General features: G+C 65.5%; 11 protein-coding genes and 1 pseudogene. 9 read left to right on the forward strand and 3 right to left on the reverse strand.

Translation table 11 applies throughout. From position 1 onward, the window contains the following. The 4 genes from ABLE86_RS21755 to ABLE86_RS21770 form a co-directional block, all read left to right on the forward strand. The coding region (locus ABLE86_RS21755; RefSeq protein WP_348780993.1) for a formate--tetrahydrofolate ligase at positions 1 to 124 on the forward strand (124 nt) is incomplete at its 5' end. A 313-nt stretch (positions 125 to 437) separates the two neighbouring features. Further along, a complete protein-coding gene (locus ABLE86_RS21760; protein ID WP_348781090.1) occupies positions 438 to 2084 on the forward strand; it encodes an SH3 domain-containing protein in 1647 nt (548 codons plus the stop codon). Positions 2085 to 2322: 238 nt separating this feature from the next. Then, positions 2323 to 4512 (forward strand): anthranilate synthase, encoded by a 2190-nt coding sequence (locus tag ABLE86_RS21765; protein WP_348781091.1) that lies wholly within the window; start codon positions 2323 to 2325, stop codon positions 4510 to 4512. A gap of 123 nt (positions 4513 to 4635) precedes the next feature. Then, complete coding sequence (locus tag ABLE86_RS21770) at positions 4636 to 5544, forward strand: cation diffusion facilitator family transporter (protein ID WP_348781092.1); 909 nt, start codon at positions 4636 to 4638, stop codon at positions 5542 to 5544. Between the two features lie 18 nt (positions 5545 to 5562). On the opposite strand, the gene ABLE86_RS21775 is transcribed toward ABLE86_RS21770, so the two are convergent. Next, complete coding sequence (locus ABLE86_RS21775; RefSeq protein ID WP_348781093.1) at positions 5563 to 6138, reverse strand: hypothetical protein; 576 nt, start codon at positions 6136 to 6138, stop codon at positions 5563 to 5565. A 249-nt stretch (positions 6139 to 6387) separates the two neighbouring features. Here ABLE86_RS21775 and ABLE86_RS21780 point away from each other — a divergent pair. Beyond that, positions 6388 to 7438, forward strand: a pseudogene (locus tag ABLE86_RS21780) (AbrB family transcriptional regulator). Between the two features lie 10 nt (positions 7439 to 7448). On the opposite strand, the gene ABLE86_RS21785 reads toward ABLE86_RS21780, so the two are convergent. Continuing rightward, on the reverse strand, positions 7449 to 8108 hold the full coding sequence (locus tag ABLE86_RS21785; protein WP_348781094.1) for an isoprenylcysteine carboxylmethyltransferase family protein: 660 nt from the start codon (positions 8106 to 8108) through the stop codon (positions 7449 to 7451). Between the two features lie 805 nt (positions 8109 to 8913). Here ABLE86_RS21785 and leuA point away from each other — a divergent pair. The 4 genes from leuA to ABLE86_RS21805 all read left to right on the forward strand — a co-directional run bounded on the left by leuA (position 8914) and on the right by ABLE86_RS21805 (position 14040). Beyond that, positions 8914 to 10623: a 2-isopropylmalate synthase gene (gene leuA / locus ABLE86_RS21790; RefSeq protein WP_348781095.1), complete on the forward strand. Its 1710-nt coding sequence runs from the start codon at positions 8914 to 8916 to the stop codon at positions 10621 to 10623. Positions 10624 to 10766: 143 nt separating this feature from the next. Then, a complete protein-coding gene (locus ABLE86_RS21795) occupies positions 10767 to 12515 on the forward strand; it encodes a hypothetical protein (protein ID WP_348781096.1) in 1749 nt (582 codons plus the stop codon). A gap of 16 nt (positions 12516 to 12531) precedes the next feature. Further along, entirely contained in the window at positions 12532 to 13320 is a 789-nt protein-coding gene (locus tag ABLE86_RS21800; RefSeq protein ID WP_348781097.1) for an alpha/beta fold hydrolase, read from the forward strand. Between the two features lie 111 nt (positions 13321 to 13431). Beyond that, positions 13432 to 14040, forward strand: a complete 609-nt coding sequence (locus ABLE86_RS21805; protein WP_348781098.1) for a hypothetical protein — start codon at positions 13432 to 13434, stop codon at positions 14038 to 14040. Here ABLE86_RS21805 and ABLE86_RS21810 read toward each other — a convergent pair whose 3' ends face one another. Further along, on the reverse strand, positions 14041 to 14973 hold the full coding sequence (locus ABLE86_RS21810) for a metallophosphoesterase (RefSeq protein ID WP_348781099.1): 933 nt from the start codon (positions 14971 to 14973) through the stop codon (positions 14041 to 14043). Between the last annotated feature and the right edge of the window lie 29 nt (positions 14974 to 15002).

A 15002-nucleotide genomic window follows, 5' to 3' on the forward strand; every position in this document is an offset into this window, starting at 1 on the left:
GGCGGGCGCCGGCTTCGTCGTCGTCATCTGCGGCGAGATCATGACCATGCCAGGCCTGCCCAAAGTGCCGTCGTCGGAAAGGATCTTCCTCAACGAGCACGGCCAGATCGAGGGCCTGTTCTAAGCCCAAAAACCGGCCGGCGGTCAGCGCCGGCCATCTTCCAAGGACGACGCCGCGCGGGCCACCCGCGCGGCGTTTCTGTTTGACCGGGGCGCCCAGACGACGCCAAAAACCGCGCAAAAGCAGCGGAATGCCTGCGAATTGCCGGATGCCGGGCCAAGTAACGCCATATTTACCAATAAATGTGCTGCCGCTTGGGTACGGGGGACTTACCGGATCATCCAACGCGCATTCACCGCTCGCCGGCAGGGATTCTGGCGAGGACGGACCGCGTGTGCGTTCGATCTTCCGGGCAGATCATGCGTGGAGTAAGTCCTTGAAAGTTTTCAAACTCGCAGATGCCCCCCTTGACGTGGACCCGCTCGAATACGAGCTGCTGCGCAGCGTCACGAACCCGGTCGGCCAGGCGGCCGCCGGTGCGGCGAGCACCGAGCCCCTTTCCGCGGCGGCTTCCCGGCCGCTTCCTTCGCCAGCCAACCAGAGCACGCCGCCCGCTGCACCGCAGCCAGCGCCTCGCCCGGCCGGACCTCTGGCAAGCGCCGTGCCGCCGAGCCAGCCTCTTGCGGCTCCGTCGCGGGCTCCGCTAGCGAGCGAGCCGGCGCCGGCCACGGCGACTTTCCAGCCGATCCTGCGTCCGGCGGCCCCGGCCCCCGCTGCCCGCCCGCTTGGCCAGCCCCAGCCGGCTTCGCGTGCGCCCCTTTCGAAACAGGCGGCGCCCGCTGCCACGCCGCATCAGCCGACCCTGCGTCCGGCAGCATCTGCAGGCGCTGCCCGGCCGGTCGGCCAGCCCCTGCCCCACACGCGCACGCCGCTTGCAAACCCTGCGGCCCCGGCAGCTTCGCAGCCGGCCTTGCGCCCGGCCGCGCCCTCCGGCGCGCAGGCTTCAGCGGCGCTGCGCCCGGTAGCCGCTTCGCAAAGCGCCGGAGCTGTCGATCAGCCCACGGCAACCGAGCGTGCAACCGCGCCATCCGCGGCGCCGCCTGCGGCCAACCCGGCCGCTGCCGCGCAGACGCCCCCGGTCGAGGGCAGCGCATCGCTTCTCCGCTATGACTGGGATGCCCCCATCGAGATTTCGGAAAGGACAGTGCCGGTTCCTCCGAGCTTCCTCGACAGGACCACGCAGGCCTACCGACAGGTCGCTGAAAAGGCGGCCTGGCTGCAGGCCATGCCGCCGCGCCGCCTGGCGCTCGGCATTGCCGGCATCGCCTTGCTGGCCGGCATCGGCGCCGGCATGACCCTGCTTTCCGATCCGCAGGGCAATGATGCGGTGCAGGTCGCCGCAGCGCAGGCTCCTGCGGCGGAAACGACTGCTGAAACGGAGCCGACGCCGGACGCCGCTTCCGAAGACCTGGCATCCGCCCCGACCGCCGCGCCCGCGCCCGAGGCGACCGCACCGGCCCCGGTCGCTGAAGCCGCTCCAGCTGCTCCCTCGAGCGCCAGCGCCGCGCTGGTCCAGCCGCAGGCATCGGCCCCGCAGCAGGTTTCGCCCGCCGCAACGCCGGAACTGAACGACGACCGTTGGGGCCCGGCCACCGCCGGATCTTCTTTCGAAGAGCCGGTCGATACGGCAGCGTCCGACAGCGGCATGGACGAGTCGCGCAGGGCCGATGCCGCGCCGTCCGACAACGGCACCACCGGCAGCATAGTGCCGGTCGACCCCGCCCCCGCGAAACCCGCGCCGAGCAAGTCGCGTGCCGCCAGGCCGGCTAAAGCCAAGCCCGCCGCCGCCGCGCCCGAGCCCGCTGCTCCGGTGCAGACGGCGTCCTCGGGCATAACGCCCGGCAATGCCCAGGTCACCACGGCCGTCAAGATGCGCGCCGGCCCGGACAACGACGCAGACGTGGTGAAGGTGGTCCCGACCAACGGCTCCGTCGACGTCATCAGCTGCAAGGTCTGGTGCAAGGTCTCCTTTGACGGCCAGGAAGGCTATATCTTCAAGCGCTTCATCAAGCAGGACGGCTAGCCTTCTCCAAGGGGGATCGCCAGCGCGACGGAATCCCCCTTGCCGGCTCCTTCGTTCGCCGCTATGTAAAAAGCCATGATGACGATTTCGCACAAGACGCTCTGGTGGTGGGCCTGCTGACAGCGGCCTCGAGCGCGCGTGCGCGTTGAAAACTTGGTGGCCGCAGGAGTAATCCGGGCGGCCATTTTGTTTTTTTGGGCTTTCCGGATCCCTGCCGAAAAATGGGAAGGAAACGGAAATGTCGATCGAAACCCTTGAAGACGGTTCGGAAAGTTACAGAACGGCGGGCGGCGTGGTCGTCACCCGGCAGCGCCATGACGCAGTCTATGGCGATGCGATAGACGCCTATGTCGATGGGCTGAACACGCGCCGCGGCGCGGTCTTTTCCTCCAACTACGAATATCCGGGCCGCTACACCCGCTGGGACACGGCCATCATCGACCCGCCGCTGGCCATCAGCGCGCGGGGCCGTGCCATGCGCATCGAGGCGCTGAACGCACGCGGCGAGGCGCTGCTGACGGTGATCGCCCCGGCGGTGAAGGCCCTCTCGGAGGTCAAGATCACCGGCGAGACCAAGCGGCTGCTGACGCTCGACGTGGCCAAGCCCGGCCGGGTCTTCACCGAGGAAGAGCGCAGCAGAGCCCCTTCCGTCTTCACCGTGCTGCGCGCCATCACCGCGCTGTTCCGCAGCGAGCACGACAGCAATCTCGGCCTCTACGGCGCCTTCGGCTACGACCTCGCCTTCCAGTTCGACCCGGTCGAGCACACGCTGAAGCGCGCCGAAAGCCAGCGCGACCTGGTGCTCTACCTGCCCGACGAGATTCTGGTGGTCGACCACCATGCCGCCAAGGCCTGGCACGACCGCTACGACTTTGCCGGCGAAGGCTTCTCCACCGAGGGCCTGCCGCGCTACGGCGACATCGAGCCGTTCCGCCCGTCCGACCGCATTCCGCCGCGTGGCGATCATGAGCCGGGCGAATATGCGAAGATCGTCGAGAAGGCCAAGGAAAGCTTCCAGCGCGGCGACCTGTTCGAGGTCGTGCCCGGCCAGATGTTCTACGAGCGCTGCGAAACGGCGCCGTCGGAGATCTCCCGCCGGCTGAAGAAGATAAACCCCTCGCCCTATTCCTTCTTCATCAATCTGGGCGAAGGCGAATATCTGGTCGGCGCCTCGCCCGAGATGTTCGTGCGGGTCACCGGCCGGCGCGTCGAGACCTGCCCGATCTCCGGCACCATCAAGCGCGGCGACGACGCCATTGCCGATGCCGAGCAGATCATCAAGCTGCTCAATTCAAAGAAGGACGAGTCCGAGCTTACCATGTGCTCCGACGTCGACCGCAACGACAAGAGCCGCGTCTGCGAGCCGGGCTCGGTGCGCGTCATCGGCCGGCGCCAGATCGAGATGTATTCGCGCCTCATCCACACCGTCGACCACATTGAGGGCCGCCTGCGCGAGGGCATGGACGCCTTCGACGCCTTCCTCTCCCACGCCTGGGCCGTCACCGTCACCGGCGCGCCGAAACTGTGGGCCATGCGCTTCATCGAAAAGCACGAGAAGAGCCCGCGCGCCTGGTATGGCGGGGCCATCGGCATGGTGCATTTCAACGGCGACCTCAACACCGGCTTGACGCTGCGCACCATCCGCATAAAGGACGGGATCGCCGAGGTGCGGGCCGGTGCTACACTGCTGTTCGATTCCGTGCCGGAGGAAGAAGAAGCCGAAACCGAACTGAAGGCATCCGCCATGCTCTCCGCCATCCGCGACGCCAAGGCCGGCAACATTGCCGCCACCGAACGCCAGTCCGCCCGCGTCGGTGACGGGGTGAAGATCCTGCTCGTCGATCACGAGGACTCGTTCGTGCACACGCTGGCCAACTATTTCCGCCAGACCGGCGCGGATGTCTCGACCGTGCGCGCGCCGGTGCCCGACGAGCTTTTCGACACGCTTCAGCCCGATCTCGTGGTGCTGTCGCCCGGACCCGGCCTGCCGAAGGATTTCGACACCGCGGCCACCATCAAGAAGGCGCGCGCGCGCGACCTGCCGATCTTCGGCGTGTGCCTGGGCCTGCAGGCACTGGCCGAAGCCTATGGCGGCGAGCTGCGCCAGCTGCATGTGCCCATGCACGGCAAGCCCTCGCGCATCCGTGTCTCGCAGCCCGGCATCATCTTCTCCGGCCTGCCGCAGGAGGTCACCGTCGGCCGCTACCACTCGATCTTCGCCGACCCGGCCCGTCTGCCTGAGGATTTCGTCGTCACCGCCGAGACGGATGACGGCGTCATCATGGCGTTCGAGCACAAGAAGGAACCCGTTGCCGCGGTGCAGTTCCACCCCGAATCGATTATGTCCCTCGGCCAGAACGCCGGCATGCGCATGATCGAGAACGTGGTCGCCCACATGCCGCGCAAGGCCAGGGAAGAGGCGGCGTAGGCCGGATTCGACCCGACACCGCATTTGACATAATGAGGCATGGTTCCCATGGCATGGACATGGAAACCATGCCTCGGTTTTTTTGATGCCCACGCGGCGACCGCCACGGCTAAAGTGAAAAGCATGACGTCCAAGGAAAAGATCCAGCGCCTGGCCCTTTGGTCCATCTTCATCGCCTTCGGCGTGATGGGGCTGAAATATCTGGCCTACCACCTGACCGGCTCGGTGGCGCTTTATTCGGACGCGCTGGAATCCGTGGTCAACGTCATCGCCGCGGCGGCCGCCTTCTGGGCCATCCGCGTCAGCCACAAGCCGGCCGACCAGGACCATCCCTACGGCCACCACAAGGCGGAATATTTCTCCGCCGTGCTCGAAGGCGTGCTGATCGTGCTGGCGGCCCTGCTCATCCTGCGCGAGGTCTGGTTCACCTTGCAGGAGCCGCGCCCGCTGGAGCAGCCCTGGCTCGGCCTCGCCGTCAATGGCGCGGCTGCGGCCATCAATGCCGGCTGGGCCATGCTGCTCATCCGCACCGGCCGGCGCCACCGCTCGCCCGCACTGCTGGCCGACGGCCAGCACATCATGACCGACGTGGTCACCTCCGTCGGCGTCATCATCGGCCTTGTCGGCGCCGTCTTCACCGGCTGGACCATCCTCGACCCCGCGCTTGCCGTCATCGTGGCGCTCAACATCCTGTGGCAGGGCTGGCACGTGATCCGCTCATCGCTGCAGGGCCTGATGGACGTGGCGGTCGACCACGAGGAGACGCTGCGCATCCGCGACATCATCTCGGCCAATTCCAAGGGCGCCATCGAGGTGCACGACCTCAAGTCACGCATAGCCGGCCGCGCCGTCTTCATCGAATTCCACCTGGTGGTCGACGCCGGGATGAGCGTGGGCGACAGCCACGTCATCTGCGACCGTATCGAGGAAGCGCTGAAGGCGGAAATCCCCTCGGTGCGCGTCACCATCCATGTCGAGCCCGACGACGAGGCCAAGCTGCCCAAGGGCACCACGGCGGTGCCCTTCGCCTGACCGGGAGGTCGGCTTGCCCTATTGGCCGCAGGCCGAAAGCGGCATGGGCTTCAGCTGGAACAGTTCGTCGCCCGTCTCATGAATGCCCAGCCTGGAACACAGCTCCAGGCTGGGCAGGCCGTCGCTGGGATTGGCCAGCACGATCGTGTCGCCGTCGCCTTTGCGCAGAACGACCTCCTTCGTCAGCATGTCGCAGGCCGCATTTGCCGACGCGCCGGAGATGCAGCGCCACTGTTCGCCTTCCGCCGAGCATGTGTATTCCGACTGGACCTCGTCGCTCTCTCTTGTCTTCGCCGCAATCGCGATGTTGGCGCCGTCCGGCCAGTTCTTCGGCTTGCCCGCTTCGGCATAGGCTGCGATCTCGGCCGGCCCGCGCGAGACGCGCACCGAGACGGTCTGCTGGTCGGGATGCTGTTCGAGATGGGCCGCATCGAAATCGACGCCGTAGCAGAAGGGCTGGCTCGGCGGGAATTGCTTGCCCAGGGGTTTGCCAGTGGCGGCGGGTGGGGCGGCGGGCGGCTTCTCCTGCGACAGCGCCATGACGGCGAAGGCCGGCACGAGGCAGATGGCAAGACGAAGAAGGCTCGACGGCATCGGCACACCTCGTCAATGGCGCTAACCCCTCGCGGTTCATGCGGGAAAATAGTGCGCTGCGCACAATTTGCACCGCCTTTGCCCCGTTATGAGAATGATCAAGAGCACTGCGTTCGCCCGCGGGAGGGAATCGCGTAAAGAATAGCGGGCGCTTCCCTCCAGGCAGAGGCGTCCGCCAGGGCGGCATCCGGCCGGCGAGAATGTGGAGCATCCATGGAGTTACCCGCGCAAAGCACCGCCCCGGAACCCATGGCCCGCCTTGCGCCCGGCCTGCAGTGGGGCGTCATCCTTCTGCTTTCGCTCGTTTTCGCCGGCCTGCTCGAGCTTGCCAACCTTCCCGCCGCGGTGCTGATCGGGCCGATGCTTGCGGCCGTCGTCGCCGGCACCAACGGCGCGACCGTGCGCCTTGCGCGCCCGATCTTCTCTTCCGCGCAGGCCGTCATCGGCTGCCTCGTAGCAGCCTCCATCGAGTTCGAGATCTTCGTCTCCTTCCTGCACGACTGGCCGCTTTTCGCAGGCGCGGTTTTCGCCACGCTGGTGGCGTCCAGCTTCCTCGGCTGGCTGATCAGCCATTGGCGCATCCTGCCGGGCACCACGGCCGTCTGGGGCACCGCGCCGGGCGCCTCCACCGCCATGGTGCTGATGGCCGGCGCCTTCGGGGCAGACGCCCGCCTCGTTGCCTTCATGCAATATATGCGCGTCATCTTCGTCTCGGTCACCGCCGCCTTGATCGCGCGGTTGTGGGTCGACACCTCAGGCGTAGAACTGCCACCGACGCCGTGGTTCCCGCCCATCGACTGGCAGCCCTTCCTGTCCACCATCGCCATTGCCGTCGTCGGCGGCTTGGCCGGGCGCTGGCTGCGCCTGCCCTCGCCCTTCTTCCTCGGCAGCATGATTTTGGGCGTCGCGCTGCATCTCGGCGGCTTGGTCACCTTCCAGCTGCCGGAATGGTTGCTCGCCATCAGCTACGCGGCCATCGGCTGGACCATCGGGCTCAACTTTACCCGCAGCATCCTCATCCACGCCACGCGCGCCCTGCCGCAGGTCATCCTGTCGATACTGGCGCTGATGGCCTTCTGCGGCGGGCTGGCCTGGATGCTCAGCCATTATCTCGGTGTCGACCCGCTCACCGCCTACCTGGCCACCAGCCCCGGCGGCATGGACTCGGTGGCCATCATCGCCGCCGCTTCCGAAAATGTGAACCTCTCCTTCGTCATGGCGCTGCAGACGGCGCGCTTCCTGTTCGTGCTGATCTTCGGCCCCTCGGTCGCGGCTGGTGGCACGGCTGGTGAAGGAGTGAGCCGGCAGCCTCAATAAATCCCCGGCACCAGCCGCCAGGTGCGGCCGAAATAGGCGTCGTACTCTTCCCCGAACTGGCTGCGCAGCATCGCCTCCTCGGCGCGGATGCGCACGACCAGCGGCGGCAGCAGCAGCGCCGTCAGCAGCACGCCGAGGCCGGATCGGAACGCCAGCGCCCATCCCAGCGCCGTGATCAGCATGCCGAGATAGCTGGGGTTGCGGATGATCCGATATATGCCGGTCGTCACCAGCGTGTGCCCCGGCTGGATGGCCACCAGCCCGCTGAACCTGCGCCCCAGCACGAAGACCGGCCATATCCGCAGCGCGCCACCGAGGGCGAACAGCACCACCCCGATCCAACGCAGCGCCTGGCCGTCGAAAGTCCAGAAGTCGATCCGGTCGGTGTAGGCGGGCAGGTAGCCGGCGGCTACGCCAAGAAGCCCGAAGGCGATCAGAACCCAGCGGTTTGCGCGATCCTCGCGCTCGCCGGGACTCAGGTTTCCCTGGGTGAAAAGCGCAACCACAGCCATCGCCAGCAGCATCACGGCCAGCGCCACCAGCGCGGGATTTCCGAAGAATGCGGCAAAGCCGCCCTTGCCGAAGATCGCCAGCCCAAGATAGGCCAGCGTGCCGCCTATGCTGAACAGGGCCATCCAGGGCGTCACCTTCATCGCCACCCTATCTCCTCACGGCCAGCATAGCCCCGAACCGGGTTTCGTCCAAACGCACGCTTTCAGGTGGATGAAGTCCGGCCCGGTCCGGCCGTAACCGGTTGAAATCGTTCTTCCCGACCAAATAGTTTTGGCCCGTTTATCCCCAACCCTACCGTTTGGCTCATAATCCTCCGCATCGGCCTCACGGGAACAGGGTCATGAACCGGATGCACGTGGAGGCAGGCGATGTCCGGGCTGGTGACGCTACGGTGGCGTCACTGGGTGACGAGCCCCCAAGCCCGGGCCTCGGCGGCGGCTGGCCACGCGAATGTGGAGGCGACTGAGCGGGGGCAAGAGCATCGAACGAGTGGTCGAAGGACCGCAAGATTTACCTAGATGAGCGTGTCCGACGACCGCCCGTCTTCCCACTCTCCCCTCATCCTGAGCTTGTCGAAGGGTGAGCTTGTCGAAGGATCACAATGGCCAGACGGTAAAAACCGGGCGTGGCGATGATGAAGCGCGCCGGCGCCCTCCCCCTTGCTTCCGTCGCGCGGCTCCTATATGAAACCCGGCATGACCTCGCGTCCGAACAAGCCCGTCTCCCGTCCGACCGCCTTCGCGGCCGAGACCGCGCGCGCGCTTTCGGCAACGCTGCTTCTCCTCGGCCTTATCGGCGATCGCCGGGCTCGTTGAAGGAGCGTCCGGCGGTCGAAATTGCCGCCAGGCATACGCTCCTTTGCTCTTCACAACAGAACCGAATTTCTGGTTTAAGACCGCTTGAACGATGCGTGCGCGCATGGCGGCCAAGAGAACGAGACCGAAGATGACCAAGCCCACCCCAGTATCCGCCGCTCCGAAACGGGCCGGCATGCCGTTTGCCGCCATGAAGTACGAGCCCTACCCCAAGGTCGACCTGCCGGATCGTACCTGGCCGTCGAAGACCATCGACAAGGCGCCGATCTGGTGCTCGGTCGACCTGCGCGACGGCAACCAGTCGCTGATCGACCCCATGGGCCACGACCGCAAGGTGCGCATGTTCCGCCTGCTGGTCGACATGGGCTTCAAGGAGATCGAGATCGGCTTCCCCTCGGCCTCGCAGACCGACTTCGACTTCGCCCGCTGGTGCGTCGAGGAAGGCGAGGTGCCGCAGGACGTCTCGCTCCAGGTGCTGGTGCAGTGCCGGCCTGAACTGATCACCCGCACCTTCGAGGCGCTGGAGGGCGCGTACCGGCCGATCGTCCACTTCTACAATTCCACCAGCGAACTGCAGCGCCGCGTCGTCTTCGGCAAGGATGTCGCCGGCATCAAGCAGATCGCCACCGACGCGGCCAAGATGATCACCGACATGGCCGCCAAGGCCGGCGGCGGCTACCGCTTCCAGTATTCGCCCGAGAGCTTCACCGGCACCGAGCTGGAAGTGGCGCTGGAAATCTGCAACGCGGTCACCGAGATCGTGAAGCCTACGCCCGACAACAAGCTGATCCTCAACCTGCCCTCGACCGTCGAGATGGGTACTCCCAACACCTATGCCGACCGCATCGAGTGGATGATCCGCCACCTCGACAACCGCGAGAACCTGATCATCTCGCTGCATCCGCACAACGACCGCGGCACCGGCGTGGCCGCCACCGAGCTGGCGCTGATGGCAGGTGCCGACCGCGTTGAAGGCACGCTGTTCGGCAATGGCGAGCGCACCGGCAATGTCGACGTCGTCAACCTGGCGCTGAACATGTTCACGCAGGGCGTCGACCCCGAGCTCGACTGCACCGACATCAACCGGATGAAGGACGTCTACGAATATTCCAACCAGCTCAGGATTCCGGAGCGCCACCCCTATGTCGGCGAACTGGTCTACACCGCCTTCTCCGGCTCGCACCAGGACGCGATCAACAAGGGCATGAAGGCGATCAAGACCTCCAACAAGCCGCTGTGGGAGGTGCCCTACCTGCCGATCGACCCGCAGGACGTTGGCCGCACCTACGAGGCGATCATCCGCATCAACTCGCAGTCGGGCAAGGGCGGCATCGCCTATGTGCTGCAGGCCGACTACGGGCTCAACCTGCCGCGCAACCTGCAGATCGAGTTCAGCCAGGACATCCAGGCAATCACCGATTCGGAAGGCAGGGAAGTCTCGCCCAAGCGCATCTATGAGCGCTTCATCGAGCGATACGTGGAGCAGCCCGGCGCGCGGCTGAAATTCGTCGATCACCACACCTACCCGGACACGGAAAACAAGGGTCAGCGCGTGGTCGAGGCGACCATTGTCGACAGCGGCAACGAGATCAAGATAACCGGCCACGGCAACGGCCCCGTCGACGGCTTCGTCGACGCGCTGTCGCGCCACATCGGCGTGCCTCTCTCGGTGCTCGACTATTCCGAACATTCGATCCAGCGTGGCTCCAACGCTTCGGCCGTCTGCTACATGGAAATGGAGCATCCGGGCGGGCGCGCCTTCGGCGTGGGCATCAACACCAACATCGTCGCCGCATCGCTCGAGGCGGTGGTTTCGGCCGCCAACTGCATCGTCGGCTGACGCCACCGGTGTTAACCAAATCGAGACTCAGCCCGTGGATTTAGGGCTGAGTTGCTTGACGAAGCCACATTAGCTTCTTGTCGCGGGCGGTGGCCGCGCTATCATCGGGCCTTCATGAGCGCCGCTCTCGAAAGGTCCGATGGTTGCTACAAATCAAGCCTGCCGCCCCCGCAGTGCTCGATGCGCTGGACAAGATACTAGCCAGCGAAACGTTTAGCCGTTCCGAGCGCGCACGCAAATTGCTGCGCTACCTTGTCGAACAGGAGCAGGCGGGCGAGGCCGACCGGCTCAAGGGCTTCACTATTGCCGTAGACGTGTTCGGACGCGATGCCGATTTCGATTCCTCGGCCGACGCGGTGGTGCGCGTGCAGGCCAGAAGGCTGCGCGACCTTCTGAAGCAATATTCCGAGACGGAAGGCGCCGACGATCCGCTGCGGGTCGTCATTCCGCGCGGCAGCTACGTTCCCGTTTACGGAGTGGCGGGCAAGACGGAAGAAGCCATACCTATCGCCTCGCGGGTCGAGGCCGCCGCTTCGCCTCCGCTTGCCGCCAGAGCCACCATGCCGCTCCACGCCCCTTCGGCGTCGGAAGCCCGCGTGATGCGGCATCTGCGGCTCTTCTGGGCTGCCATGGTCGTCATCATCGCCATGCTCGGTTTTGTCACCTTCCGCCTCCTCACGGCAGACGCCGCGGGTGACGCCGCACTGGCGACGGACACGGGGATGACTACGACCGGAGACGTTGCCGCCGCAGTGTCCTCACCAGTGGCCCTGCCGACGGTTCATGTCATCAGCACGGCGAACGACGAGGCCGTCGCCCGCGTTGCGGCCTTGTTGCGGGGTGGGCTCGCCGGCTTCGACACGATAGACATGATTGCCCGCGACCCGGATGCGGAGGACGGCACGCCCATAAGCCCGCTCCAATTCGTCTTTGAGGTCACGCCAGGCTCGGTCACTGGCAGCGTGACCATAGACCTGAAGAACAGCGCCAGCGCCAAGCTTCTGGTGTCGCAGACGCTGGCCCCGGCTGATCTTAATACAGTCCCGTTGGACGACCGCCTCGCCGATCTGCTGAGCGCGACCATTCCGGTGTCGGGCGCGCTCTATGGCTTCATCGAGCAGAACCGCCTTGCTTCCGGACTGGTGGAATGCCTCCTTCTCAACGATCGCTATTACCTGGACCAGATGCCGCAGAAACACGAAGCCGCTTACCGCTGCTTCAGCGACCTTGCCGAAAGCGGCATCAAGTCGCCGTTGATCTATGCGGAACTGGCATCGCTGCTTCAGAAGGCGATATCGGAACGCTACGATTTTCCGGCCGACCGCTCGCCCGAAAAGGCGATGACGCTTGCATACCGAGGCGTTCTTACCGGCCCCACCAGCCCCTACGCGCATCGGTCCTACGGATATGTGAACTCCAGTGCCGGAAACACCGCCGAAGCCATCCGCTTCATGCGCAAGGCCTACGAACTCAACACCTACGATCTGAGCATGGCCGCGGCCTATGGCTATGCGCTCATATTTTCCGGTGACTACAAAACCGGCGTGCCGATCATGAGGCGTGCGGTCGAGGCATCGAGCGCCCACCCGAACTGGTGGGACTACGGGCTGTTCATCGCCGAATTCATGATCGGCAATGATGACAGGGCATCAACTGCCACGGATGCGCTGGTATCGACGAAGAAGGCGCACTACCTGGCCGCGCGGTTGATAGCCGCCACAAGTGCCGGCAATGCGGAGCTGGCCAAGAGCCTCGCCGACGAAATCGTCACCGATTTCCCCGACTTCGCCGCCAATCCGCGTCTGGCCTTCGAAAAGGCAAACTACCCGGCTGATCTCGTCGAAAAGCTCGCGACCACCATTCGCGCCAGCGGCCTCGCCAATCCGAGCTGAGGCCAGGGGAACTTCAATGCAACCTGCTTCGACAAGCTCCGTCCCGCCGCCCTCGCTTATTGCGGAAGAATATGGCGCAGGGCAGAACGTCATTGTCCTGCTTCACGGCTTCGGCGCTTTCCACGACGTCTGGCGCCTCGTTGCCGTCGCTCTCGCCCAAGAAGAAAGGCACGTCATCGCCTACGACCTTCCCGGCCACGGTCGCTCTCTCGACTGGCCTGATGCCGGGCCGGCCAAGACGACTGCGAAGGCAGTTCTGGCCGACCTCGACGCGCGGGAAATCGAACGAGCCCATTTCGTCGGCCATTCCATGGGCGGCGCAGTCGCGGCTCTGGCAGCACTTGCCCAGCCCGAACGCGTGGCATCGCTGACCCTGCTGGCGCCCGGCGGTTTCGGCGAGCAGATAAGCAGCGCCTTGCTGCACCGCTATGCGGCCGCGACCACGCAAGCCGAGCTCGCCGAATGCCTGGCGGCGATGTCAGCGCCAGGCGCCACGCCGCAAACGGAAAACCTCAGCGCCTTTGCCGAGATGCGTGCGGTACCCGGGCAGAAGGAGAAACTTGCCGAAATCGCTTCAATTATCGCACGGGATGACAGGCAGGGCATCATTCCGCGCGAAAGGCTGGCGAGCCTGCCCATGTCGGTCGCGGTGATCTGGGGCACGGAGGATCCCGTGCTGCCCTTCGCGCAGACCGCCGACCTGCCGCCCGTCTTCCAGCTCCACCCCGCGCGCGGCGCCGGCCACATGCTGGTGGAAGAACGCCCCGAACTGGTCGTGGATATCATTGGCCGAATGTCGCGCTAGACAGGACATTCCGTCTCTCCCGGCAGCAAGCAAGGAAGATGCAGCACCTGATGCATTGGCCCCGCGGCTATGGTAAAAAATTTCCTAACCCGTCTTTTGGAGTGACTTCCCATGGCCGATGCAGGGGAAAACATTACGCCGATCGACCCCCAGCGGCGGCTTGCCGACGCAATTCGTGACGTCAAGAATGCAGCCGCAGACCGCGAAGACGTGGTTGTGGAACTGCGCGAGGCCAGCCGCATGCGGCTGGAACTGCTGGCGCAGGAACTGGCGCCGGTATTCGCCGAAGTGCCCACCGATATCGACATGTTCGACTTTGCCGTTTCCGCGGGCCTGCAGCCGCGCCTCTGGATCGACGCCGTCAGCCATGTCGGCCTCGGTCGCGACCGCCGCACCTACCGCTTCCTGAAGGATACCCGCATCGGCCGTGTCGTGCTGGCCGAGTCGACCGACATGAAGCCCGTTGCAGAGCAGGTAACCCGCTACATTGCCGAGCGCATCGTCGAACGCCAGCGCCAGATGGATGGCGGGATAAGCCACAGCTACGCAGGCACGAAGGCCGTTCCGGAGGCCGCAGCGGCTCTTCAGGCCCCGCGCGCCAGTGGCTGGCAGAACGTCTTCGCCGCTTTCGGTCTGTTCGCCGCCGGCGCGGTGGTGGGCTTCGCTTTTACCATGGCATGGCTGCGCGTCGGGCTCTCGGCACTCATGTCAGGCTTCTGACTACCGCGCCGCCTGCGATGCCCTGACGGAGTGCAGGGTCAGGTCGAGCGACATCAGTTGTGCCGGCGGCGTGGCCGGTCCGGTCAGGCCATGGCGGCTCAGGTGAAGCTCCCACGCCCCCGGTTCGCCCCCGATATCGAACAGATTGTATTGCGCCGCAGGATTGCGGCCGCCTACGCCCTGACCGGCCGCCGCAACTCCGACCACCGGCACCGGCTTTTCGGCGGTGCCGATCCAGAAAAGCGAAGGCAAGTGCGAGTGGCCGTGCACGATGAGTTCCGCGCCGTGCCGATTGATGACCTGCTGGAAACGCGCAATGCCGAACAGCCGCTTGTGCTGCGCCACTGCGCTGCGCACGGGCGGGTGATGGATCATGACGACGCGAAACAGCCCCTGCCCGGCCGCCGCGTCGAGAAGCCCGCCCAGTCGATGCGCCTGGCCCTCGCGGAAGAAGCCGTTGGCCATGAAGGGCGCTGTCGCCCGCGCAGTGGAAACGCCAATAAGCGCGACCGGGCCGCGCACCCGCATGTAAGGGAAGGCATGTCGGCCCACCGGCGCCGTCTGTCGGTCGCCCCTCATCCACGGCGCCCAGGAATGGCAGATCTTGTCGAAGGCGCCCGGCACATAGGCGTCATGGTTGCCCGGCACGACCGATACGTCGCGGGGGCTGCCGAGCGTTTCCAGCCACAGGCGTGCCAACTCGATTTCGCCGTTAAGCGCCAGGTTCACCAGGTCGCCCGTCACCGCAATGTGATCCGGCTGTGCCGCCTTCAGGTCGGTGACGATGGTGTCGAGAATGCCGTCGTGAAGAAGATGCCTGCGATTTCGTTGCCAGTTGACGTAACCTGTGACGCGCTTGGAAGCGAGTTCACGATAGGTTACAGCGGGCAGAGGCCCCATATGGACGTCGGAAATATGCGCAAGCCTGAACATGGATTCCTTTTAGGCCACACGATCACCGC

This window comes from Mesorhizobium sp. KR2-14 (assembly GCF_040049255.1).
Taxonomy (GTDB): domain Bacteria; phylum Pseudomonadota; class Alphaproteobacteria; order Rhizobiales; family Rhizobiaceae; genus Pseudaminobacter.

Coding starts and splice junctions, on each gene's coding strand:
- ABLE86_RS21765 (WP_348781091.1), top strand. CDS start 2,323: ATGTCGATCGAAACCCTTGAAGACGGTTCGGAAAGTTACAGAACGGCG.
- ABLE86_RS21770 (WP_348781092.1), top strand. CDS start 4,636: ATGACGTCCAAGGAAAAGATCCAGCGCCTGGCCCTTTGGTCCATCTTC.
- ABLE86_RS21775 (WP_348781093.1), bottom strand. CDS start 6,138: ATGCCGTCGAGCCTTCTTCGTCTTGCCATCTGCCTCGTGCCGGCCTTC.
- ABLE86_RS21785 (WP_348781094.1), bottom strand. CDS start 8,108: ATGAAGGTGACGCCCTGGATGGCCCTGTTCAGCATAGGCGGCACGCTG.
- leuA (WP_348781095.1), top strand. CDS start 8,914: ATGACCAAGCCCACCCCAGTATCCGCCGCTCCGAAACGGGCCGGCATG.
- ABLE86_RS21800 (WP_348781097.1), top strand. CDS start 12,532: ATGCAACCTGCTTCGACAAGCTCCGTCCCGCCGCCCTCGCTTATTGCG.
- ABLE86_RS21805 (WP_348781098.1), top strand. CDS start 13,432: ATGGCCGATGCAGGGGAAAACATTACGCCGATCGACCCCCAGCGGCGG.
- ABLE86_RS21810 (WP_348781099.1), bottom strand. CDS start 14,973: ATGTTCAGGCTTGCGCATATTTCCGACGTCCATATGGGGCCTCTGCCC.